The organism is Sphaerotilus uruguayifluvii (genome assembly GCF_013294065.1).
Classification (GTDB): Bacteria; Pseudomonadota; Gammaproteobacteria; order Burkholderiales; family Burkholderiaceae_C; genus Sphaerotilus; species Sphaerotilus uruguayifluvii.
In genome coordinates this window covers 1-19,889 of sequence record NZ_JABSNM010000029.1, presented here as the reverse complement: position 1 = coordinate 19,889, position 19,889 = coordinate 1, and the positions used below count along the sequence as shown (strand labels likewise).

23 protein-coding genes are annotated in these 19,889 nt (G+C 71.5%); 19 read left to right on the top strand and 4 right to left on the bottom strand.

The features are described 5' to 3' along the window. Positions 1 to 39: 39 nt before the first annotated feature. The 3 genes from nifK to nifH all read right to left on the bottom strand — a co-directional run bounded on the left by nifK (position 40) and on the right by nifH (position 4,077). Entirely contained in the window at positions 40 to 1,596 is a 1,557-nt protein-coding gene (gene nifK / locus HNQ01_RS20860; protein WP_173807440.1) for a nitrogenase molybdenum-iron protein subunit beta, read from the bottom strand. 46 nt (positions 1,597 to 1,642) lie between these two features. Further along, positions 1,643 to 3,106 (bottom strand): nitrogenase molybdenum-iron protein alpha chain, encoded by a 1,464-nt coding sequence (nifD, locus tag HNQ01_RS20855; protein WP_173807439.1) that lies wholly within the window; start codon positions 3,104 to 3,106, stop codon positions 1,643 to 1,645. A gap of 89 nt (positions 3,107 to 3,195) precedes the next feature. Next, positions 3,196 to 4,077, bottom strand: coding sequence for a nitrogenase iron protein (nifH, locus tag HNQ01_RS20850; protein ID WP_173807438.1), 882 nt, complete (start codon positions 4,075 to 4,077; stop codon positions 3,196 to 3,198). Positions 4,078 to 4,389: 312 nt separating this feature from the next. On the opposite strand from nifH, the gene HNQ01_RS20845 reads away from it, so the two are divergent. The 9 genes from HNQ01_RS20845 to HNQ01_RS20805 all read left to right on the top strand — a co-directional run bounded on the left by HNQ01_RS20845 (position 4,390) and on the right by HNQ01_RS20805 (position 13,048). Then, positions 4,390 to 4,935: a group II truncated hemoglobin gene (locus HNQ01_RS20845; RefSeq protein WP_173807437.1), complete on the top strand. Its 546-nt coding sequence runs from the start codon at positions 4,390 to 4,392 to the stop codon at positions 4,933 to 4,935. Positions 4,936 to 4,999: 64 nt separating this feature from the next. Beyond that, a complete protein-coding gene (locus HNQ01_RS20840; protein ID WP_173807436.1) occupies positions 5,000 to 5,596 on the top strand; it encodes a hypothetical protein in 597 nt (198 codons plus the stop codon). A 29-nt stretch (positions 5,597 to 5,625) separates the two neighbouring features. Then, positions 5,626 to 6,474: an NAD(+)--dinitrogen-reductase ADP-D-ribosyltransferase gene (locus tag HNQ01_RS20835; RefSeq protein WP_173807435.1), complete on the top strand. Its 849-nt coding sequence runs from the start codon at positions 5,626 to 5,628 to the stop codon at positions 6,472 to 6,474. Between the two features lie 11 nt (positions 6,475 to 6,485). Then, complete coding sequence (gene draG, locus HNQ01_RS20830; RefSeq protein ID WP_173807434.1) at positions 6,486 to 7,448, top strand: ADP-ribosyl-[dinitrogen reductase] hydrolase; 963 nt, start codon at positions 6,486 to 6,488, stop codon at positions 7,446 to 7,448. Then, positions 7,445 to 9,112 carry a nitroreductase family protein gene (locus HNQ01_RS20825; protein ID WP_173807433.1) on the top strand — a complete coding sequence of 556 codons (1,668 nt, stop codon included), beginning with the start codon at positions 7,445 to 7,447 and terminating at the stop codon, positions 9,110 to 9,112. The genes draG and HNQ01_RS20825 overlap by 4 nt, the downstream gene beginning before the upstream one ends. Continuing rightward, entirely contained in the window at positions 9,105 to 9,917 is an 813-nt protein-coding gene (locus HNQ01_RS20820; protein WP_173807432.1) for an ankyrin repeat domain-containing protein, read from the top strand. The genes HNQ01_RS20825 and HNQ01_RS20820 overlap by 8 nt, the downstream gene beginning before the upstream one ends. Positions 9,918 to 9,957: 40 nt before the next feature. Then, positions 9,958 to 10,383 (top strand): thioredoxin domain-containing protein, encoded by a 426-nt coding sequence (locus tag HNQ01_RS20815; protein WP_173807431.1) that lies wholly within the window; start codon positions 9,958 to 9,960, stop codon positions 10,381 to 10,383. A 19-nt stretch (positions 10,384 to 10,402) separates the two neighbouring features. After that, positions 10,403 to 10,636 carry an FmdB family zinc ribbon protein gene (locus HNQ01_RS20810; RefSeq protein ID WP_173807430.1) on the top strand — a complete coding sequence of 78 codons (234 nt, stop codon included), beginning with the start codon at positions 10,403 to 10,405 and terminating at the stop codon, positions 10,634 to 10,636. Positions 10,637 to 10,744: 108 nt separating this feature from the next. Beyond that, the gene (locus HNQ01_RS20805) at positions 10,745 to 13,048 is read left to right on the top strand and encodes a methyl-accepting chemotaxis protein (protein WP_286181048.1); all 2,304 of its coding nucleotides are present in this window, start codon (positions 10,745 to 10,747) and stop codon (positions 13,046 to 13,048) included. Between the two features lie 21 nt (positions 13,049 to 13,069). Here the strand turns inward: HNQ01_RS20805 and HNQ01_RS20800 are convergent, their stop codons facing one another. Beyond that, the gene (locus HNQ01_RS20800) at positions 13,070 to 13,459 is read right to left on the bottom strand and encodes a hypothetical protein (RefSeq protein WP_173807429.1); all 390 of its coding nucleotides are present in this window, start codon (positions 13,457 to 13,459) and stop codon (positions 13,070 to 13,072) included. Between the two features lie 240 nt (positions 13,460 to 13,699). Between HNQ01_RS20800 and nifB the strand changes: the two genes are divergently transcribed. Genes nifB through nifT form a run of 10 tightly spaced genes read left to right on the top strand, consistent with a single transcriptional unit; the run spans position 13,700 to position 19,802 of the window. Continuing rightward, on the top strand, positions 13,700 to 15,286 hold the full coding sequence (nifB, locus tag HNQ01_RS20795) for a nitrogenase cofactor biosynthesis protein NifB (protein ID WP_173807428.1): 1,587 nt from the start codon (positions 13,700 to 13,702) through the stop codon (positions 15,284 to 15,286). Between the two features lie 56 nt (positions 15,287 to 15,342). Beyond that, positions 15,343 to 15,537: a 4Fe-4S dicluster domain-containing protein gene (locus HNQ01_RS20790; RefSeq protein WP_037482861.1), complete on the top strand. Its 195-nt coding sequence runs from the start codon at positions 15,343 to 15,345 to the stop codon at positions 15,535 to 15,537. Positions 15,538 to 15,553: 16 nt separating this feature from the next. Beyond that, on the top strand, positions 15,554 to 15,946 hold the full coding sequence (locus tag HNQ01_RS20785; RefSeq protein WP_173807427.1) for a HesB/IscA family protein: 393 nt from the start codon (positions 15,554 to 15,556) through the stop codon (positions 15,944 to 15,946). Positions 15,947 to 15,968: 22 nt separating this feature from the next. Continuing rightward, on the top strand, positions 15,969 to 16,484 hold the full coding sequence (locus HNQ01_RS20780) for a hypothetical protein (RefSeq protein WP_286181045.1): 516 nt from the start codon (positions 15,969 to 15,971) through the stop codon (positions 16,482 to 16,484). Then, positions 16,481 to 17,326, top strand: coding sequence for a 4Fe4S-binding leucine-rich repeat protein (locus tag HNQ01_RS20775; RefSeq protein ID WP_173807426.1), 846 nt, complete (start codon positions 16,481 to 16,483; stop codon positions 17,324 to 17,326). The genes HNQ01_RS20780 and HNQ01_RS20775 overlap by 4 nt, the downstream gene beginning before the upstream one ends. Beyond that, positions 17,307 to 17,642, top strand: a complete 336-nt coding sequence (locus HNQ01_RS20770; protein ID WP_173807425.1) for a nitrogen fixation protein NifZ — start codon at positions 17,307 to 17,309, stop codon at positions 17,640 to 17,642. The genes HNQ01_RS20775 and HNQ01_RS20770 overlap by 20 nt, the downstream gene beginning before the upstream one ends. Before the next feature lie 40 nt (positions 17,643 to 17,682). After that, a complete protein-coding gene (locus HNQ01_RS20765) occupies positions 17,683 to 17,982 on the top strand; it encodes a nitrogen fixation protein NifZ (RefSeq protein WP_353621752.1) in 300 nt (99 codons plus the stop codon). Further along, positions 17,979 to 18,371 carry a DUF3024 domain-containing protein gene (locus tag HNQ01_RS20760; RefSeq protein WP_286181043.1) on the top strand — a complete coding sequence of 131 codons (393 nt, stop codon included), beginning with the start codon at positions 17,979 to 17,981 and terminating at the stop codon, positions 18,369 to 18,371. The genes HNQ01_RS20765 and HNQ01_RS20760 overlap by 4 nt, the downstream gene beginning before the upstream one ends. Further along, positions 18,368 to 19,555 (top strand): cysteine desulfurase family protein, encoded by a 1,188-nt coding sequence (locus HNQ01_RS20755; protein ID WP_173807424.1) that lies wholly within the window; start codon positions 18,368 to 18,370, stop codon positions 19,553 to 19,555. Before HNQ01_RS20760 ends, HNQ01_RS20755 begins: the two co-directional genes overlap by 4 nt. Before the next feature lie 34 nt (positions 19,556 to 19,589). Next, positions 19,590 to 19,802: a putative nitrogen fixation protein NifT gene (gene nifT, locus HNQ01_RS20750; RefSeq protein ID WP_173807423.1), complete on the top strand. Its 213-nt coding sequence runs from the start codon at positions 19,590 to 19,592 to the stop codon at positions 19,800 to 19,802. The last annotated feature ends 87 nt before the right edge of the window (positions 19,803 to 19,889 follow it).

Genomic DNA, 19,889 nt, shown 5'->3' with positions numbered 1-19,889 from the left:
CACCGGCGGGGACAGCCCCCGCCGCGGCGGATCCGCGGATCAGCGGATGATGTCGTACGAGTAGTCGGTCTTGCCCGGGACGATGGTGTTGGCGTCGAGCGCTTCGAAGAACTCGTCCAGGAACATCGTCAGCAGGCGCAGGCCGCCCTCGTAGCCCCAGGTGGGGAAGCGGTGGTAGTGGTGACGGTCGAAGATCGGGAACACCAGGCGGATCAGCGGCGTGCCGGTGTCGCGCTCGAGGTACTTGCCGTAGGTGTTGCCGATCAGGAAGTCGACCGGCTCCGTGAACAGCAGCGAGCGCATGTGCCAGAGGTCGCGCTTCGGGTAGACCTTGCAGCCGGCGCCGAAGGGCGAGGCGTCGAGCACGGCCTGGACCTTGGCCGCCCAGTCGTCGGTGCCGTTGGTGGCCAGCACATGGGTCGGCTCGGCGCCGAGCTCCAGCAGGAAGCGGGTGTAGCCGATCATCTGGTCCGGATCGCCGTACATCGCGTACTTCTTGCCGTGCAGGTGCGCCTGGCTGTCGGCCATCGCGTCGACGAGCTGGCCGCGCTCGCGCTCGAGCTGCGCCGGCACCGGCTTGCCGGTCAGGCGGCTGATCGCCATGATGAACTCGTCGGTGCCGGCCACGCCCACCGGCGCGTTCAGCACGACGACCTCCTGGCCCTTCTCCTTCAGGTACTTGATCGTCTTCTCGCAGCAGAACTCCTGGAAGACGATCGTCGCCTTGGCGTTGAGCGCCTTCTCGACGTCGGCCTTGGTGGTGCCGCCCTCGTACATGCGGAACTCGCCGTCGGTCGGGGTGTTCCAGACCTCCGACGGGTCGCACAGCACGGTGACGTCCGCGCCGAACAGGTCGAAGATGCGGCGCACTTCCTTCATGTTGCCGACGACGAAGCCGTCGAAGCCGCCGATGAAGTTGATGCTCTCGCCCGGCACGCGGGTCAGCGCCTCGGCGGTGCCGGCCTTGCCGTCCCAGAAGTGCTTGAGCACGCCCAGCAGCGCGTTGTCGTAGCCGGTGATGTGGCTGCCGACGAAGGCCGGGGTGTGCGCGAACGGCACGTCGAAGTCGGCCGGGATCGAGCCCTTCTGCTTCGAGTTCTTGATGAAGGCGTCCAGGTCGTCACCGATGACCTCGGCCATGCACGTCGTCGAGACGGCGATCATGTCCGGCTTGTAGAGGTTGTAGGTGTTGGCCAGGCCGTCGATCATGTTGTTCAGGCCGCCGAACACCGCCGCGTCTTCCGTCATCGACGAGGACACGCACGAGGTCGGCTCCTTGAAGTGGCGGCTGAAGTGCGAGCGGTAGTAGGCCACGCAGCCCTGCGAGCCGTGCACGAAGCTCATCGTCCTGGCGAAGCCGTTGGCGACGTAGACGGCGCCCAGCGGCTGGCAGGCCTTGGCGGGGTTGACGACCAGCGAGTCCCGGGCGAAGTTCTTCTCCTGGTACTCCTTGGTCTTGGTCCAGTTGCGGATCTCGTCGACCTTGACCTCGGCGTGGTTGAACTCGAACTCGGTCTTGTCGGCGAACAGCTTCTGATACTCGGGCTCACGGAACAGCAGCTCGTGGTCGAGGATCTTGTCGGCGTCTTGAGGCATGGTGGCTCTCCGGGCGATGCGTGGTGTGCGGTGGGGGGCGGCGCGCTCAGGCGGCCTTCTTCCAGGGCGCCGACTTGGCCAGGCCCCAGATCGGCGAGCTGATCGCCATGTCCATGTCGCGGGCGAAGATCGCGAAACCGTCGTAGCCGTGGTACGGGCCCGAGTAGTCCCACGAGTGCATCTGGCGGAAGGGCACGCCCATCTTCTGGAAGACGTACTTCTCCTTGATGCCCGAGCCGATCAGGTCCGGCTGGATCTTCTCGACGAACTTCTCGAACTCGTAGCCGGTCACGTCGTCGTAGATCAGCGTGGAGTCCTTGATGTAGTGGGTCGTGCGCTGGTAGTCGTCGTTGTGGCCGAACTCGTAGCCGGTGCCGACCACGTCCATGCCGAGGTCCTCGTAGGCGCCGATGACGTGGCGCGGACGCAGGCCGCCGACGTACAGCATGACCTTCTTGCCTTCCAGGCGCGGCTTGTACTTCGCGATGACCGCGTCGACCATCGGACGGTACTTGGCGATGACGCGCTCGGCGTTGGCCTTGATGGTGTCGTCGAAGTGGCTGGCGATCTCGCGCAGGCTCTTCTCGATCATGGTCGGGCCGAAGAAGTTGTACTCGACCCAGGGAATGCCGTACTTCTCCTCCATGTGCCGCGAGATGTAGTTCATCGAGCGGTAGCAGTGCAGGACGTTGAGCTTGGCCTTCGGGGTGTTCTCCAGCTCGGCGATGGTGCCGTCGCCCGACCACTGGGCGATCACGCGCAGGCCGATCTCCTCGAGCAGGATGCGGCTCGACCAGGCGTCGCCGCCGATGTTGTAGTCGCCGATGATCGCCACGTCGTACGGGGTCGACTCGAACTCGCGCTCCTTCTTGGTCTTGCCCTCGAAGACCCAGTCGCGGATCGCGTCGTTGGCGATGTGGTGGCCCAGCGACTGGGACACGCCGCGGAAGCCCTCGCAGCGCACCGGCACGATGGTGTGGCCGTCATGCTCCTTGGACTTCTTCTTCGAGACGGCCTCGATGTCGTCGCCGATCAGGCCGATCGGGCATTCCGACTGGATCGAGATGCCCTTGTTCAGCGGGAAGAGCTCCTGGATCTCGTCGATGATCTTGTCGAGCTTCTTGTCGCCGCCGAAGACGATGTCCTTCTCCTGGAAGTCGGAGGTGAACTGCATCGTCACGAAGGTGTCGATGCCGGTGATGCCGATGTAGTAGTTGCGGCGCGCAGCCCACGAGTACTGGCCGCAGCCGACCGGGCCGTGCGAGATGTGGATCATGTCCTTGATCGGGCCCCACACCACGCCCTTCGAGCCGGCGTAGGCGCAGCCGCGGATCGTCATCACGCCGGGCAGCGACTTGATGTTGGACTTGACGCCGCAGTCCGGCTTGCCTTCTTCATAGGTGCCGAGGTGCTTGGCGCGGCGCTTGGCCATCTTTTCCGGATAGGCCTTCAGGACTTCATCGATCAAGGCCTTGTTGGCGGCCTTGCGGTCTTCAACCGTCATGCTCATGGTGTGGGCTCCAGACGACAGGGTGGGGGATGCGCGGGTGGCGCACGCGCACCACCCTGAAGGGCCGGATCGGCCCCGGAACGTCAGACTCAGGCGGCCAGATCGGCGGCGGTCTTGCCGACCTGCGACTCGTCGATGGCCTGCATGATTCCGTGCTCCATCAGCAGGTCTTCGAGCTCGTCCATCGTGATCGGGGTCGGGATGACGCCGTTGCCCGCGTTGGCGTGGACCTTGGTGGCCAGGTTGCGGTACTCGCCGGCCTGCTTGCTGTCCGGGGCGTACTCGATGACGGTCATGCGGCGCAGCTCGGCGTGCTGGACGATGTTGTCGCGCGGCACGAAGTGGATGAGCTTGGTGCCCAGCTTCTTCGCCAGCGACTCGGCCAGCTCGAGTTCCTTGTCGGTCTTGCGCTCGTTGCAGACCAGGCCGCCCAGACGCACGCCGCCCGAGTTGGCGTACTTCAGGATGCCCTTGGAGATGTTGTTGGCCGCGTACATGGCCATCATCTCGCCCGACATGACGATGTAGATCTCCTGGGCCTTGTTCTCGCGGATCGGCATGGCGAAGCCGCCGCAGACCACGTCGCCCAGCACGTCGTAGGAGACGTAGTCCACGCCTTCATAGGCGCCGTTCTCTTCCAGGAAGTTGATCGAGGTGATCACGCCGCGGCCGGCGCAGCCGACGCCCGGCTCCGGACCGCCGGATTCCACGCAGCGGATGTCGCGGAAGCCGATCTTCATGACGTCCTCGATCTCGAGGTCCTCGACCGAGCCGGCTTCGGCGGCCAGCGACAGGATGGTGTCCTGGGCCTTCGCGTGCAGGATCAGGCGGGTCGAGTCGGCCTTCGGGTCGCAGCCGACGATCAGGATCTTCTGACCCATCTCGGCCAGCGCGGCCAGGGTGTTCTGCGAGGTGGTGGACTTGCCGATGCCACCCTTGCCGTAGAAGGCGATCTGACGAAGCTTGGACATTTCAGTTCTCCGGTTGAGAGATTGAGAGAGAGACGTGCGAACGCCGGGATCTCCTTGCCGCCTTCGGAGCCTGTGTGGGTCTTCTTCGAAGGTCCCTCGGGGCCAGCCATGGGGTTCAGCGCACCCAGCTCATCGCAACCGCCATGCCAGCCCGCCAGAACGCCGCGAATATTTCATAAGTCCTTGTTTTAAAAGGATTTTTCAGACAACCCCGGGATTCTTCGGGCAGCGGTGGGGAATGTGCGGAATCCGACAATCGCCGGCGCCTGCCGCCCTGGACGGGCAGGCATGGTGGTTGCAGAGGAAGGCCTCATGCAGCCGAGCCCGACAAACCCCACACAGGCCCAGCAGGCCCCGCAGGCGCCCGCCCCGAATCCGCACTACCTGCGCCTGGGCGGCCATGACGCGGTGGTGCGGCTGGTCGACGCCTTCTACCGGGCGATGGACACCCGCGAGGACGCCCGCACGATCCGCGCGATGCACGAGCCCGACCTGACGGCGACCAAGCGCGTGCTGGTCGACTACCTGAGCGAGTGGATGGGCGGACCGAAGCGCTACACGCCCTCGCGCGGCGCGCCGATGCTGCGCCGGCGCCACCACCCCTTCGACATCGACGAGGCCGCGCGCGACGCCTGGATGGCCTGCATGCGCCAAGCGCTGGCCGTGGCCTGCGAGGACGCCGCGCTGCGCGCCGACCTCGACGCAGCCTTCTGGAAGGTCGCCGACTTCATCCGCAACACCGAGTCGGGCGGCCAGTCGCGCCCGCACCCGGGCCGGCCGATGGAGGTCGCGCCGCACCAGGTGCCGCCGACCCACGCCTCGGCGGCTGCGCCCGACGCCGGTCCCCGCGTCGACTGACCGCCCGATGCCCGCCCGGCTCGACCGATTTCCTTCCCCCACCGTCACCCACAGGAGCCTCACGATGAGCACCCTCTCGATCACCGACACCGCATTCGCCCGCCTCGAAGCCGAGGGCCGGCTCGTCAACAGCGTGCTGAAGGCGCCGACGAAGAAGGCCGGCCGCTACGGCTTCCGCGGCGACATCGCGCTGAAGTTCCCGGCCAAGCTGGCCGACGAGGCGCGTCCGCCCGAGATCAGCAGCGACCAGATCATCGCCACCGCCCGGGCCGGCGAGCCGACCATCGAGTTCCTGGCCGGCTTCCTGCTGAGCTTCGAGTACCTCAAGCTCGTCGCCGAGGTGCTCGGCGACCTGCTCTCGCCGACCGGCAAGTACTTCTTCTTCGTCGACAACATCGACATCAGCAAGAAGTACGTCTGCGAGTACGGCGGCGCGACCTTCCACATCCTGCCGATCGACGAGGCGACGGTCTACAACGAGCTGCTCGAGCTGCTCTACCTCGAGAAGGGCGACCTGAAGAAGCTCGACACCGCCGGCAAGACCGACGCGATCGCCGACAAGGCCGCCGGCTTCAGCGCCAGCTTCCCGAAGATCACCTACGAGGAAGGCGTGGCGACGATGGGCCCGGTGCGCAACCTGTACGAGAACCGTCCGGTCTGAGCGCACGGACCGACGCCCTGCCCGCAGCGATGAGCGACGAGCCGGTCCAGCCGCACCGCTGGTACACCACCAACCTGGTGGGCGTGCCCGCGCCGCTGCTGGCCTCGACCGCCTTCAACGCCGACCCGCCGGCCACGCTGGCGATCGCCGGCGTGCGGCCGAGCCATCCGGGCCTGTTCGCGCTGCTCGGGCGCTGCGAGAGCGCCGCCGAGGCGCGCGAGATCTTCGTGAACTACCTCGACATCGCCTTCGGGCTGCGCCGCCCGGCCGCGCACGAGCTCGGCGGGCTCGGCCCGGCCGAGCAGCGCCGCTGGCGCAGCAGCTGGCGCAAGCTGCTGCAGGGCTGGGGCATGGACTCCAGCGGCCCGGCCGGCGCGGTGCTCAAGGGCTGGGTCGAGAGCCGCTTCGGGCTGGTGCCGGTCTTCCACCGCGCGCCGCTCGGGCGCTTTCCCTCGCCGGCCTGGATCGCCTATCTCGAGGAGAAGGCCACCAGCCGCCACCACGGCAACAACATCCACCAGCAGCTCGACCTGCTGCAGGCCTTCGGCCAGTGGATGCTCGCGCGCTTCGGCCCGCCGGGGCCGGGCCTCACGCCGCGGCATCTGCGCCTGTGGCGGGGCAGCAACCGCTGCGAGGAGCAGGTGGTCGCCGGCCGGCTGGCCGACCGGCGCTGCACGCTGCGGCTCAACAACATCGTCTCCTTCAGCCTGTCGCCCGAGGAGGCCGGCTGCTTCGGCGATCGCCTGCTCGAGGTGCAGGTGCCGCTGTGCAAGCTGCTGGTCTGGCCGGGGCTGCTGCCCGGTCAGGTGCTGCAGGGCGAGCAGGAGGTGCTCGCGCTGGGCGGCGACCACGAGGTCGTCGTGCGAGACGGCCTCTGAGGACCGCGCCGATGCCTGCCCCGACACCCCTGCCCGGACTGCCCGAGCTGCTCGACCGCGCGCTGGGCGCCTACCTGGGCCTGGCGCTCGGCGACGCGCTCGGCGCGACGGTCGAGTTCCTGCGCCCGCGCGAGATCGAGGCGCGCCACGGCGTGCACCGCGAGATCGTCGGCGGCGGCTGGCTCCGGCTCGCGCCCGGCCAGGTGACCGACGACACCACGATGAGCCTGGCGCTGGGCGAGGCGCTGCTGGCCTGCGGCGCCGGGACGCTGGCGCGCCATGCCGACGGCCGGGACGAGGCCGGGCTCTGGCCGCGCGCCGTCGGCGACGCCTTCGTGCGCTGGTGGCGCGGCAGGCCGGTGGACTGCGGCAACACCTGCCGGCGCGGCATCCAGCGCTATCTGCGCGACGGCTCGGTCGCCGGCCCGCCCAGCGAGGGCGACGGCGGCAACGGCGCGCTGATGCGCAACCTGCCGGTGCTGCTGGTCACGCTGGGCGACGACGCGGCGATGCAGGCGCTCTCCATCGCGCAGGCGCGCCTGACGCACCACCACCCGCTGTCGGACCAGGCCACGGTCGGGCTGGGCCGGCTCGCGCAGGCGCAGCTGCTCGGCGCGCCCGGCGCGGAGATCGACGCGATGGCGCGCCAGTGGGCCGACACGCACCGCGCCTTCCGCTTCGAGCCCTGGCCGGGCCGTGCCAGCGGCTATGTGGTCGACACGGTGCAGACGGTGCTGCACGCGCTGACCACGCAGCCCGACTTCGAGAGCGCGGTGGTGCGGGCGGTCAACCAGGGCGACGATGCCGACACCACCGGCGCGCTGGTCGGCCTGCTCGCCGGCGCGCGCTGCGGCGCCCGGGCGCTGCCGGCGCGCTGGCTGCGCCGGCTGCAGCCGCAGGTGCTGCGCGACATCACCGACCAGACCGTCGCGCTGCTGGCGCTGGCACGGGAGATGCGAGCCCTGCGGCCATGAACCCGATGACGACGATCGACGACTACCACCAGCGCACCAAGCACGCCCTGCCCTCGCGCTGGGCGGCCGGGCCCGAGACGCTCGACTGGGAGGCGCAGCCCGATCCGTTCCGGCGCTGGGACGGCGCGCCCGTCCACGGGCTGCCGCTGGGCGGCGCCGATCCGGCCGGCGACTGGCCGCAGGTGCTGCGCCCCGGCGCGGTCGCGGCGCAGCCGCTGTCGCGCGCGGCGCTGGGCCGGCTGCTCGAGCTCTCGCTCGGCCTGTCGGCGTGGAAGCAGGCCGGAGCGGACCGCTGGGCGGTGCGGATGAACCCCTCGAGCGGCAACCTGCATCCGACCGAGGGCTGGATCCTGTGCCGCGGCCTGCCCGACCTGCCCGACGGCCTGCATCACTACGCGCCGCGCGAGCACCGGCTGGAGCGGCGCGCCTCGATTGCGCCCGCGGCCGGGGCGGCGCCGCGGGCCTTCGTCGCGCTCTCCAGCGTCGCCTGGCGCGAGGCGTGGAAATACGGCGAGCGCGCCTGGCGCTACGTGCAGCTCGACACCGGCCACGCGATCGGCGCGCTGCGCTTCGCCGCGGCGCTGCTGGGCTGGCGGCTGCAGCGGCTCGACGAGGGCTCGGCACGGCTGGCCGCGCTGCTCGGACTCGACCGCGACGAGGACTTCGGCCGCGCCGAGCGCGAGGAGGCCGAGGCGCTGTTCGAGCTGCTGCCCGCCGCCGCGGACGCCCCGGCCGGCCCGGCGGGCGATGACGCCTTCTGGCACTGGACGGCGCCGGGCGCCTGCGCCTGGCATGGCACCGCCAGCCGCCTGGACCGCCATCCGATGTACCGCTGGCCGGTGATCGATGCGGCCGCCGTGGCCAGCCGCCCGCCCGCCGCGGTGCCGCCCGGCCCGCAGACCGCGCCGGCCCTCGACCCGGCGCTGCCCCGGCCCGCGGCCGAGCCGCAGCCGGCCGCGCGCCTGATCCGCCAGCGCCGCAGCGCGCAGCGCTTCGACGCGCGCTCCCGCATCGAGGCCGCCGCGCTGTGGTCGATGCTGCAGGCGCTCGATCCGGCCGATCCGGGCTTCGACCTGCACCCGGGGCCGGCGCGGGTGCATCTGCTGGTGTTCGCGCACCGGGTCGAGGGCGTGGCGCCGGGCGCCTACCTGCTCGGCCGCGGCGACGGCGCGCTCGAGCGGCTGCACGATCGGCTCGGCCACGGCCTCGGCGCGCCGCTGGACTGGGCCGAGGTCGACGGCGCGCCGGCCGGGCTGGCGCTGCGCCGGCTCGCCGCCCATCCGGCGCTGGCCGGCACGCTGCGCACCATCGACTGCCACCAGGCGCTCGGCTCCGACGCGGCGGTCGCGTTCGCGCTGCTGGCCGAGTTCCAGCCGCTGCCCGGGCCCTGGGCCTACCGCACGCGGCTGCAGGAAGCCGGCCTGATCGGCCAGCGCCTGTACCTCGAGGCCGAGGCCGCCGGTCTGCGCGGCACCGGCATCGGCTGCTTCTTCGACGACACGCTGCATGCGCTGGTCGGCATCGCGCCGCCCGAGGCCGCGCAGGCGCCGCTGCAGTCGGTCTACCACTTCACCGTCGGCGTGCCGCTGCACGACCCGCGCATCGTCGACACCCCGCCGCACGACCCGGGCCTGCCGCGCCCGAACGGAGACCTCGATGACTGAACGCACCTTCCTGCGCCTGAGCCCGGCCCAGGCCCGCGACTGGCTGCAGGCCCGCCCGGACGCGCTGATCCTCGACGCCCGCGAGGAGCGCCACCACGCGCTCGGCCACCTCGCCGGCAGCGTGCGGCTCGACGGCCGCAACCACGAGGCGCTGCTGATGCGCGAGCGCCGCAGCCGCCCGGTGCTGATCTACTGCTACCGCGGCCACGCCAGCCAGACCTGGGCGGCGATGTTCGCCGACTTCGGCTTCCGCGAGGTCGCCGACCTGATCGACGGCTGGAGCGCGCTCGACCCGCAGGGCCGGCTGTTCGGCCCGCAGCCGCCGCTGCAGCTGCTGCCCCAGGCCGGCGGCACGGTGCCGGCGGCGCTGGCGCTGTGGCTGGCGGCCGAGGGCTTCGATCCCGCCCGGCCGGGCCAGCCCGCGGCGCACGGCAACACGCCGCTGATGCACGCCGCCTGGCGCGGCCGCGCCGATCTGGCCGAGGCGCTGCTCGATCTCGGCGTCGCGCCCGACGCGGTCAACCATGACGGCAACAACGCGCTGTGGCTGGCCTGCGTGAACGGCGACACCGCGCTGGTGCGCCGGCTGGTCGCGCGCGGCGTGCCGCTCGAGCAGGCCAACCTGACCGGCGCGACCGCGCTGATGTACGCCGCCTCGGCCGGCAAGGCCGAGGTGGTGGCCACGCTGCTCGACCTCGGCGCCGACCCGCTGCGGCGCAGCCAGGACGACTTCAGCGCGCTCGACATGGCCGCGACCGTCGAGTGCCTGCGCCTGCTGCGCGCGGCCACGCGCCGGGCCGCCTGAGCGGCCCGCCCCGTCCTGCCTTGCCCACGGGAGTCCGTGCATGACCCGCATCACCTTCTACGAGAAGCCCGGCTGCGGCGGCAACGCGCGCCAGCGCGCGGCGCTGCAGGCCGCCGGCCACGAGCTCGAGCGCCGCGACCTGCTGGCCGAGCCCTGGACCGAGGCCGCGCTGCTCGACTTCCTCGCGCCGCTGCCGGTGGCCGACTGGTTCAACCGCGCCGCGCCGCGGGTGCGTGACGGCGAGATCGTGCCGGAGCGGCTGGCGCCGGAGCAGGCGCTGGCGCTGCTGCTGGCCGAGCCGCTGCTGATCCGCCGCCCGCTGATGCAGCGCCAGGACAGCGGCAGCCGCCTGGTCGGCTTCGACCCGGCCGCGGTCGAGGCCTGGGTCGGCCTGTCGCCGACCGGCCCGGCCGCCGGCGAGGGCTGCACCGCGCCGGCGCGCACCTGCTCCACCGTCCCCCTCTGACGCTCCCACGGAGATCACCATGCCGATCCACGACTACCACTGCCCCGCCTGCGGCGCCGACTTCGAGCTGCTGGTGCGATCCAGCACCGTGCCGACCTGCCCGGGCTGCGGCTCGACCACGCTGGACAAGGCCGTCTCGCGCATCGCGCCGCATGCGCGCATTCCCGGCCTGATCGCCGAGAACCGCCGCCAGGCGAAGAAGGAAGGCCACTTCAGCCACTACAGCGCCGCCGAGAAGGCCAAGGTGAGATAGGACAGACCGTGCTTATCGAGCGACCGGATCCGGCAGTTCTGCCGATGATGCTGTCGCGCCGGAGACATGCGGTCAGGCCGGCGCCTGTCCTGCAAGGAGCTCCATCCGATGTCAGCCTTTTCCCGCGGCGGCTCGGCAGTATCGGCCTCGTCTTCCGGTTTCTTCTCGCATCACGGCCCCTGGGCCCCGGGCGTGCGGCTGTTCCGCCGCCTGGGCTTCCGCAGCAAGGCCCTGATCGTCAGCACCTGCTTCGTGATGCCGCTGGCGGTCGTGTCGACCGCCTGGTTCAGCAGCGAGATGGACAGCCTCACGTTCACCCGGCGCGAGGCCGACGGCACCCGTTTCCTCAAGATGGTCACCGCCACGCAGGCCCAGGCCCTCGAGCTGCGCGGCCTGGCGACGGCCGGCCAGGACCGGAGCGCGCTGCTCTCGCGTCTGAAGACCTCGCTCGACACGCTGCGCTCGGCCCAGCCCGCCGGCCAGCCCTTCGTCGAGGAGCGCGTGCTGGCGGGGCTGCAGCAGCAGGTCGATGCGCTGCGCGGCCGCGACGACATCGCCGCGCATGACACGCTGATCGAGCAGATCGACGCACTGGTCAGCAGCACGCTCGACAGCTCGAACCTCGCGCTCGACCCGGAGGCGGCGACCTACTACCTGATGGACACGGCGCTGGTGCGCATGCCGGATCTGACCGACCAGATCCAGCGCCTGGCGCTGCACGCGCGGCGCGAGGGCATCGAGGCACGCGTCACCCAGGACGCCTCGCTGCTGGCCGGCCACCACCTGGAGGAGCTGCGCGCGGCACTGGGCAAGACGCTGCCGCTGATCCCGGAGCTCAAGGGCCCGTCCCGCGCCGACGAGCTGCTCGCCAGCCTGGAGCAGGCCCATGCGCTGGCCTCCCGGCCGGGGCAGGAGGCGCAGGCGAAGGCCGCCACCGCCAGCGCCATCTCGCTGATGCAGCAGTCCCAGGGAACGCTGCTGGACTGGCTCGAGCGCATGCTCGAGCAGCGCGCCACCGACAAGCTGCACGCCGAGCTGGCGGTCGGCGTGGCGATGCTGGTCAGCCTGGGCTCGGCGCTCTACCTCTTCCACTGCTTCTTCCTGGTGATGAACGGCGGCCTGAGGGAGACGCGCCGCCACCTGAAGGCGATGACCGAGGGCGACCTGACGACCTCGCCCTCGCCCTGGGGCAAGGACGAGGCGGCCGCGCTGATGCTCGACCTGCGCGACATGCAGCATGCGCTGCGCCACATGGTCAGCAGCGTGCGCACGGCCAGCCACGACATCGTTCACTCCAGCGCCGAGATCGCCGACGGCATGCACGACCTGTCGCAGCGCAGCGAGCATTCGGCGCACAACCTGCAGCAGTCGGCCGCCGCGATGGAGCAGATCTCGGTGACGGTGAAGAACACCTCGGCGCACACCGAGGAGGTCTCGCGCCTGGCCCGCGACAACGCCGCCGCCGCGACCGAGGGCGGCCGGGTCATGGGCACGGTGGTCGAGACGATGGAGGGCATCCGCGGCTCGTCGGCACGCATCAGCGACATCATCGGCACGATCGACGGCATCGCCTTCCAGACCAACATCCTGGCGCTGAACGCCGCGGTGGAGGCCGCGCGCGCCGGCGAGCAGGGCCGCGGCTTCGCGGTCGTCGCCGGCGAGGTGCGCACGCTGGCGCAGCGCAGCGCGCAGGCCGCGCAGGAGATCAAGCGCATCATCGGCACCAGCGTCGCGCAGGTCGAGACCGGCACCGCGGTCGTGCGCCAGGCCGGCGAGTCGATCCGCCACATCGTCGACTCCTCGCGCCGCGTCAACGAGCTGCTCGAGGACATCGCCACCGGGGCGCGCGAGCAGAGCATCGGCATCGAGCAGATCGGGGAGTCGGTGCACGAGCTCGACAGCGCGACGCAGCAGAACGCCGCGCTGGTCGAGCAGACGGCCGCCGCCTCCACGGCGATGCGCACGCAGGCCGACGCGCTGGCGCAGGAGGTCTCGCGCTTCAAGCTGCCCGACGGCGTCGCCGAGGCGCCGGACCTTTCCGGCACGGATCGGCCCGGCGGCGGCTTCGACTTCGACCAGGCGATCGAGGCGCATCGGGGCTGGAAGGTGAAGCTGCGCAAGGCGCTGGCCGGCCAGGAGTCCATCGACGCCGACACGGCCTGCCGCGACGACGCCTGCACCCTGGGCCGCTGGCTGCACGGCGCAGGCGGACAGCGCTGGGGATCGCGTCCGCTGTTCACCGAGCTGATCGAGCGCCACGCGCAGTTCCACCAGATCGCCGGCGACGTGGCCCGCCGCGCCCAGCACGGGCGCACCGTCGACCCGGAGCCGCTGATCGGTCCGGGCTCGGCCTTCTCGCAGGTCTCGAACGACGTGGTCTCGCTGCTGGCCCGGGCCAAGCGGGATTTCTGAGCGGCCGCGGCCTCGCCCGGTTCAGTACTGGATCTCGAACCAGTCCGGCTCGCGCCGGCGCAGCTCGTCGAGCAGCGCCAGCGTGGCCGGCAGCAGCGAGCAGGCGCCGTACCAGATCACGTCGCGGCGCGGCGTGGCCTGCCGCGGCGCCGTCGCCTCCTGCGGCACGCCCGCCGGCAGCGCGCGCAGCAGCGCGTCCCAGCCGGCCCAGTCCACCTGCGGCAAGCGCAGCATCACCACCGGCGGCAGATGCGCCAGCGTCGTCGCGACGGTGCGCAGCCCCGCCTCGACCTCGGCGAGCGTGAGCCGGCTGGCGAAGAGCTCGTCGGCGCCGCCCTCCAGCGCGACCAGCCGCTTGAGCACCGCGTCTCCGCTGGCATGGATGATGTCGAACAGGGCTCGCGAATACATGGTCGTTCTCCTTCGGGCGGGATGAGAGCCGCAAGCAACCCGCGTGCGCGCCGCACGGAGCGTGCGGGCTGTCGGGAATGTCGCCATCCGCACAAGCGCCACCGGCGCCGACAGGCTGCGACATTTCCCGCAAGTCCTTGATTCGGAACAGGAAAAGTCGGCGGAGACCCCGCCGGGAAGAGCTGGCACGGCTCTCGCACTGACGACGGCAACATCCACCGTCGTCACGAGGCTCTCCCCATGTCCAGCACCACGACGTTCGTTTCGATCGGCGACCTCCGCAAGGGCCGCCAGGCCGTCAGCGAGGTCATCGAGACCGCCAGCGGCGGCTGCAGCACCACCGGCGGCGCCGGCAAGTCGAGCTGCGGCTCCTCCGCCGGTCCCGACGACATGCCTCAGGAAATCTGGGACAAGGTCAAGAACCATCCCTGCTACTCGGAAGAGGCGCACCACCACTTCGCGCGCATGCACGTCGCGGTCGCGCCGGCCTGCAACATCCAGTGCAACTACTGCAATCGCAAGTACGACTGCAGCAACGAGTCGCGCCCGGGCGTGGTCAGCCAGAAGCTCACGCCCGACCAGGCGGTGAAGAAGGTGCTGGCGGTGGCCAGCGAGATCCCGCAGATGACGGTGCTGGGCATCGCCGGCCCCGGCGACAGCCTGGCCAATCCGAAGAAGACCTTCGACACGATGCGCCAGTTGGCCGAGAAGGCGCCCGACATCAAGCTGTGCCTGTCGACCAACGGCCTGGCGCTGCCCGACCAGGTCGACGAGATCTGCAAGTACAACATCGACCACGTCACGATCACCATCAACATGGTCGACCCGGCCGTGGGCGAGAAGATCTACCCGTGGATCTTCTACGACCACAAGCGCTACACCGGCTACGAGGCGGCCAAGATCCTGCACGAGCGCCAGATGCTGGGTCTCGAGATGCTGACCGCGCGCGGCGTGCTCACCAAGATCAACTCGGTGCTGATCCCGGGCATCAACGACGAGCACCTGATCGAGGTGAACCGCGAGGTGAAGAAGCGCGGCGCCTTCCTGCACAACATCATGCCGCTGATCTCCGAGCCGGAGCACGGCACGGTGTTCGGCCTGACCGGCCAGCGCGGGCCGACCGCCCAGGAGCTCAAGGCCGTGCAGGACGCCTGCATGGGCGGCGCCAACCTGATGCGCCACTGCCGCCAGTGCCGCGCCGACGCCGTCGGCCTGCTGGGCGAGGACCGCTCGGAAGAGTTCACGCTCGACAAGATCGAGGCGATGGACATCCACTACGACCTGGACAAGCGCCGCGCCTACCAGGAGAAGGTGGAGGAGGAGCGCCAGGCCCAGCACCAGGCCAAGGTCAATGCGCTGTCGAACGCCTTCGACGCCAGCCTGCTGGCCGGCACCGAGGAGCTGAAGGTCCTGGTGGCGGTCGCCACCGAAGGCCACGGCCGCGTCAACCAGCACTTCGGCCACGCCACCGAGTTCCAGATCTTCGAGGTGGACCGCAAGCAGGCGCTCTTCGTCGGCCACCGCCGCGTGGACCTGTACTGCCAGGGCGGCTACGGCGAGGACGAGCAGCTGCCCTCGATCGTCAGCGCGATCAACGACTGCCACGCGGTGCTGGTGTCGAAGATCGGCGCCTGCCCGCGCGACGAGCTCAAGGCCGCGGGCATCGAGCCGGTCGACCAGTACGCCCACGAGTTCATCGAGAAGGCCGCGCTGCAGTGGTTCGCCGACTACTGCGAGCGCGTGGCCAGCGGTGCCCTCCAGCACCACGAGCGCGGCGACGCGCGCATCCGCCAGGGCGCCTTCACCGGCGGCCAGGCCGTCGCCTGAGCGACACCTTCCCTCACGCTTTTCCCTGCCCAGCCCATCCAGCCCAGGAGATCACCATGGCCCTGAAGATCATCGCTTCCACCTGCACCGGCTGCTCCGCCTGCGAGGCCGAATGCCCGAACGTCGCCATCAGCGAGAAGGGCGGCACCTTCAAGATCGACCCGAAGAAGTGCACCGAGTGCGAAGGCCAGTTCGACTCGCCGCAGTGCGTCGCGGTCTGTCCGGTCGATGGCTGCATCGTGCAGGCCTGAGCCCCGGGAGCCCGACATGATCCTGCCCAACGTCACCGTGCTGCCGGCCGCGGAGAAGTTCATCCGCCGCATGGTGCGCTTCTCGGACCACCCGACCGGAGGCATGCGCCTGACGGTCACGCCGGGCGGCTGCTCGGGCTACAGCAGCGAGTTCACCATCGAGCCGGCCCCGCGCGCCGGCGACGCGGAGATCTCGCTCGCCGGCACGCGGGTCTTCCTGCCGGCCGAGAGCCGGCTGGTGCTCGACGGCATCGTCGTCGACTTCGTCGACTCGCCGACCAAGAGCGGCCTGACCTTCACCAACCCGGGCCAGGCGCCGTGCGCCTGCTCCAGCTCCGGCGACGCCAGCGCGATGCCCGCCGAGAGCGGCGTCACGCTGGACTCGATCCGGCGCATCGTGCGCGGCTGACGGCCCGCCCCGGACCCCGGCCATGGACCCGACCGGAATCGACTTCGACGACGCGGTGCTCGGCGCCGGCCTGCCGCCGGCAGCCGAGAAGGCCCTGGCCGAGGCCGGCGCGCTGCGCAGCAGCGACGCGGTGCTGGCGATGGCGCGCCTGATGACCGCCCAGGCGCTGGCGCCGGGCCATCCGGCGGTGCTGATCGCCTTCTACCGCCACCATTTCTACGGCCACCGGCTGGCCGCCGCGCGGGATGTCGCGCGCCGGGCGCTGGCGGTCGGGGCCGAGGCGCTGGGACTGCCGTCGGTGTGGCGCCAGGTGGCGCCGCAGCCCCTGCCCGACGCGATGGCCAATGCGCGCACGCGCTTCTACCTCTTCGCGCTCAAGGGCTATGCCTACCTGAGCCTGCGCCTGGACGACCCGGTCGAGGCCCGCGACGCGCTGGCGCTGCTGCAGGCGCTCGATCCGGACGACCGCGTCGGCGGCCGGGTGCTCGAGACGGTGCGGGTGCGCGCGCTGGTCGGCGACCCGGAGGACGACGCATGAACGCGACCGCGCCCGGATGGCACGACATCCCGGTGCGCGACTGGGAGGGGCGGCCGCTCGACTGCGCCGCCTGCGCACATGCCGCGCTGCACGCGGCCGGTGGCTGCGAGCCGGGCCGCTCGTGCATGCAGGACGCCTACGCGCGCCGCATCGACCGCTTCTTCCGCGAGCACCGCGAGCTCGCCGCGCAGCATCTGGACCATCCCTACTTCGAGGTGCGCGCGATCGCCGCGCGCCACACCGACGTCTTCCGGCTGCCGGCGCTGCTCGACGACCCGGACGAGACGGTGCGGCTGCAGGTGGCGCTGCGCGTGCCGCAGCGCCTGCTCGAGCGGCTGCGCGCGGATCCGCACCGCGAGGTGCGCATCCGCGTGGCGCAGCGCCTGGACGAGAGCCAGCTCGGCTCGATGCTGCGCGACCCGGACTACGAGGTGCGCCGCATCGTCGCGCGCCGCCTGCCCGAGGCGCTGCTGCCGCTGCTGATCGACGACATCGACCTGCAGGTGCGCCTGGAGGTGGCCTCGCGCGTGCCGATGCCGGCGCTGTGGCGCATGGTCGAGGACGGCGCGCCCGAGGTGCGCCGCCACGTCGCCGAGCGCCTGCCCGCGGCCCTGCTGACCGTGCCGGCCACCGACGAGGACTGGCTGGTGCGCTGGACCGCGGCCGCGCGCGCCGAGTCGCCCGCGCTGCTGGAGCGGCTGCAGGACGACGCCGAATCCGAGGTGCGCGAACGCGCGACCGAACGCCTGGCCGAGCTGCGCGCCGCCCGCGCCCTGCCGACGCCGGCGCCCCTGACCCTGATCCCGATCGAAGGAGGCCGAGATGGTCGACATCGCCCGTGACGACGACACCGTCGAGATCGCCCTGCCCCCGCGCTTCGCGATGGGCGAGCGCGTCATCAGCCGCAGCGTGATCCGCAACGACGGCACCTACAACGGCCGCGACATCGGCGAGGTGCTGGTGAACAAGGGCGAGATCGGCTACGTGCGCTCGATCGGCACCTTCCTGCAGCAGTTCTACATCTACGCGGTCGAGTTCGTCGATTCCGGCCACCGCGTCGGCATGCGCGCCAAGGAGCTGTGCACGCTCGACCACCTGCCCGAGGAGGTGCTCGCGCAGCTCGGCGAGCGCGCGCAGGCCCTCCACGACCTGCGCTGACCGCATCCATCCCCCACCCCCGCCACGAGGACCCGACGCCATGCTGATCGAACCGCGCCAGCCGAAGTACCCCTGGGGCCTGGAGGTGCGCGCCGCCGTCGACCTGTACAACGACGGCAGCCTGCCCGACATCGACGAGGACCAGCTGCTGATCGCCGCCGGCGGCCCCGGCGAGATCGTCCAGATCGGCCACCACGCCGAGGCCAACCTGCCGCTGTACATGGTCGACTTCGGCCTGTGCGTGCTGGGCTGCCTCGAGGAGGAGATCGTGCCGTCCGACCAGCCGCTGCCGGCGCCGGCCCCCGAGCCCGAGCCGGTCGGCGAGGACGGCGCACGATGAACGCGCGGGCGGCTGCGGGACGCGGCGGCCGCTCCGGGCCGCCGGCGGGCCACGCCGGCTCCGGGGCGGTCGTCGACCTGGACCGGCGGCGCATCGAGCGCGCCCTGCCCCGGCGCAGCCGCTACCGCTACGTGCAGCCCCGCGTCGAGCCCGGACCCGAGGGCGCGGGCTGGCGCGTCGTCAGCCCGAACTGCTCGCGCAACGTCGACCGCGACGGCGGCGAGATCGACATCGCCTGGCTGGAGCCCGAGCCGGACGGCCGCGGGCGCTGGCGACTGCACCGGCGCGACCACCGCTGCGCGCTGTGGACGCTGCATTCCGAGGGCCTGACGCTGCCCGAGGCCCTGACCCTGCTCTGCGAGGACAGCTCGCGGGAGTTCTGGACATGAACGACATCGTCTACCTCGACCACAACGCCACGACCGCGCCGGCGCCCGAAGTCGTCGACGAGATGCTCGACGCGCTGCAGCGCGCCTGGGCCAACCCCTCGTCCACCCACGAGCCGGGCCAGACGGCGCGCCGGCTGCTGGCCGACGCGCGCACCCGCATCGCCTCCTTTCTCGGCTGCCAGGGCGCCGAGCTGGTCTTCACCAGCGGCGCGACCGAGGCCAACCACCAGGCGATCCTCGGCGCGCTGGCGCTGGCCCGCGCGGAGAGCGCCGGTGCACGCCGGCGGCTGCTGGTGTCGGCGGTCGAGCACCCGGGGCTGCTCGCGCTGGCCGACCGCCTCGCCGGCGAGGGCGTGCCGGTCGAGCGCATCGCGGTCGACGCGCACGGGCGGCTCGACCTGGCCGACCTCGATCGCCGGCTCGCGCAGGGCGATGTCGCGCTGGTCAGCGTGATGGGCGCCAACAACGAGACCGGCGTCGTCATGCCGGTCGAGGCGGTCGCCGCGCGGGTCCGCGCCGCGGGCGCGCGGCTGCATGTCGACGCGACCCAGCTCGCCGGCAAGGCGCGGCTGCACTTCGGCCGCAGCGGCGCCGACCTGATGAGCGTGTCCGCCCACAAGCTGCACGGCCCGAAGGGCATCGGCGCGCTGCTGGTGCGCAAGGGCCTGGCGCTGCCGGCGCTGCTGGCGGGCCGCCAGGAGCGCCACCGCCGCGGCGGCACCGAGAACCTGCCGGGCATCGCCGGCTTCGCCGCCGCCTGCGACCTCGCCGCGCGCACGCTGGACGAGGACCTGGCGCGCATGACACGCCTGCGCAAGGCGCTCGAGGACGGGCTGCGCGCGGTGCTGCCGCCCGGACTGGCGGTGCTGGGCGAAGGCGCGGAGCGCCTGCCCAACACGCTGTGCGTGCGCTTCCACGAGATCGACAGCGAACGGGTGCTGGGCCGGCTCGAGCGCGCCGGCATCGTCGCCGCCTCGGGCGCAGCCTGCACCGCCAGCGGCACGCAGCCCTCGCATGTGCTGCTGGCCATGGGCTGCAGCGCGGCGCAGGCGCGCGCCGGCGTGCGCTTCTCGCTCGGCCGCGACACCACGCCGGCGCAGATCCGCCGCACCGTCGAGGCCGCCGCGCGCGTCGTGCACCCGCTGATGCTCGAGGACAGCCCCGCACTGGCGCAGGCCGCCTGACCCCCACGAACACCCAAGCAGAAAGGCCCCTCCCATGAAAGTCATGATGCGTCGCAACGCCGCCGGCGTGCTCTCGGTCTACGTGCCCAAGAAGGACCTGGAGGAGCCGGTGGTGGCGCAGGAGAAGCCGGACCTGTGGGGCGGCACCGTCACGCTGGCCAACGGCTGGCTGCTGTCGCTGCCCGAGATGGCCGCCGACACCCGGCTGCCGATCACCGTCGAGGCCCGCAAGGTCGGCAGCGACTGAGTAACCGTCTTTCGAGTCAAGCGCCGTGAAGCGATGTGTCCCAAGGTTTGTTGGTTTTGACCATGGCGTTGAGCATGGTCACGAGCT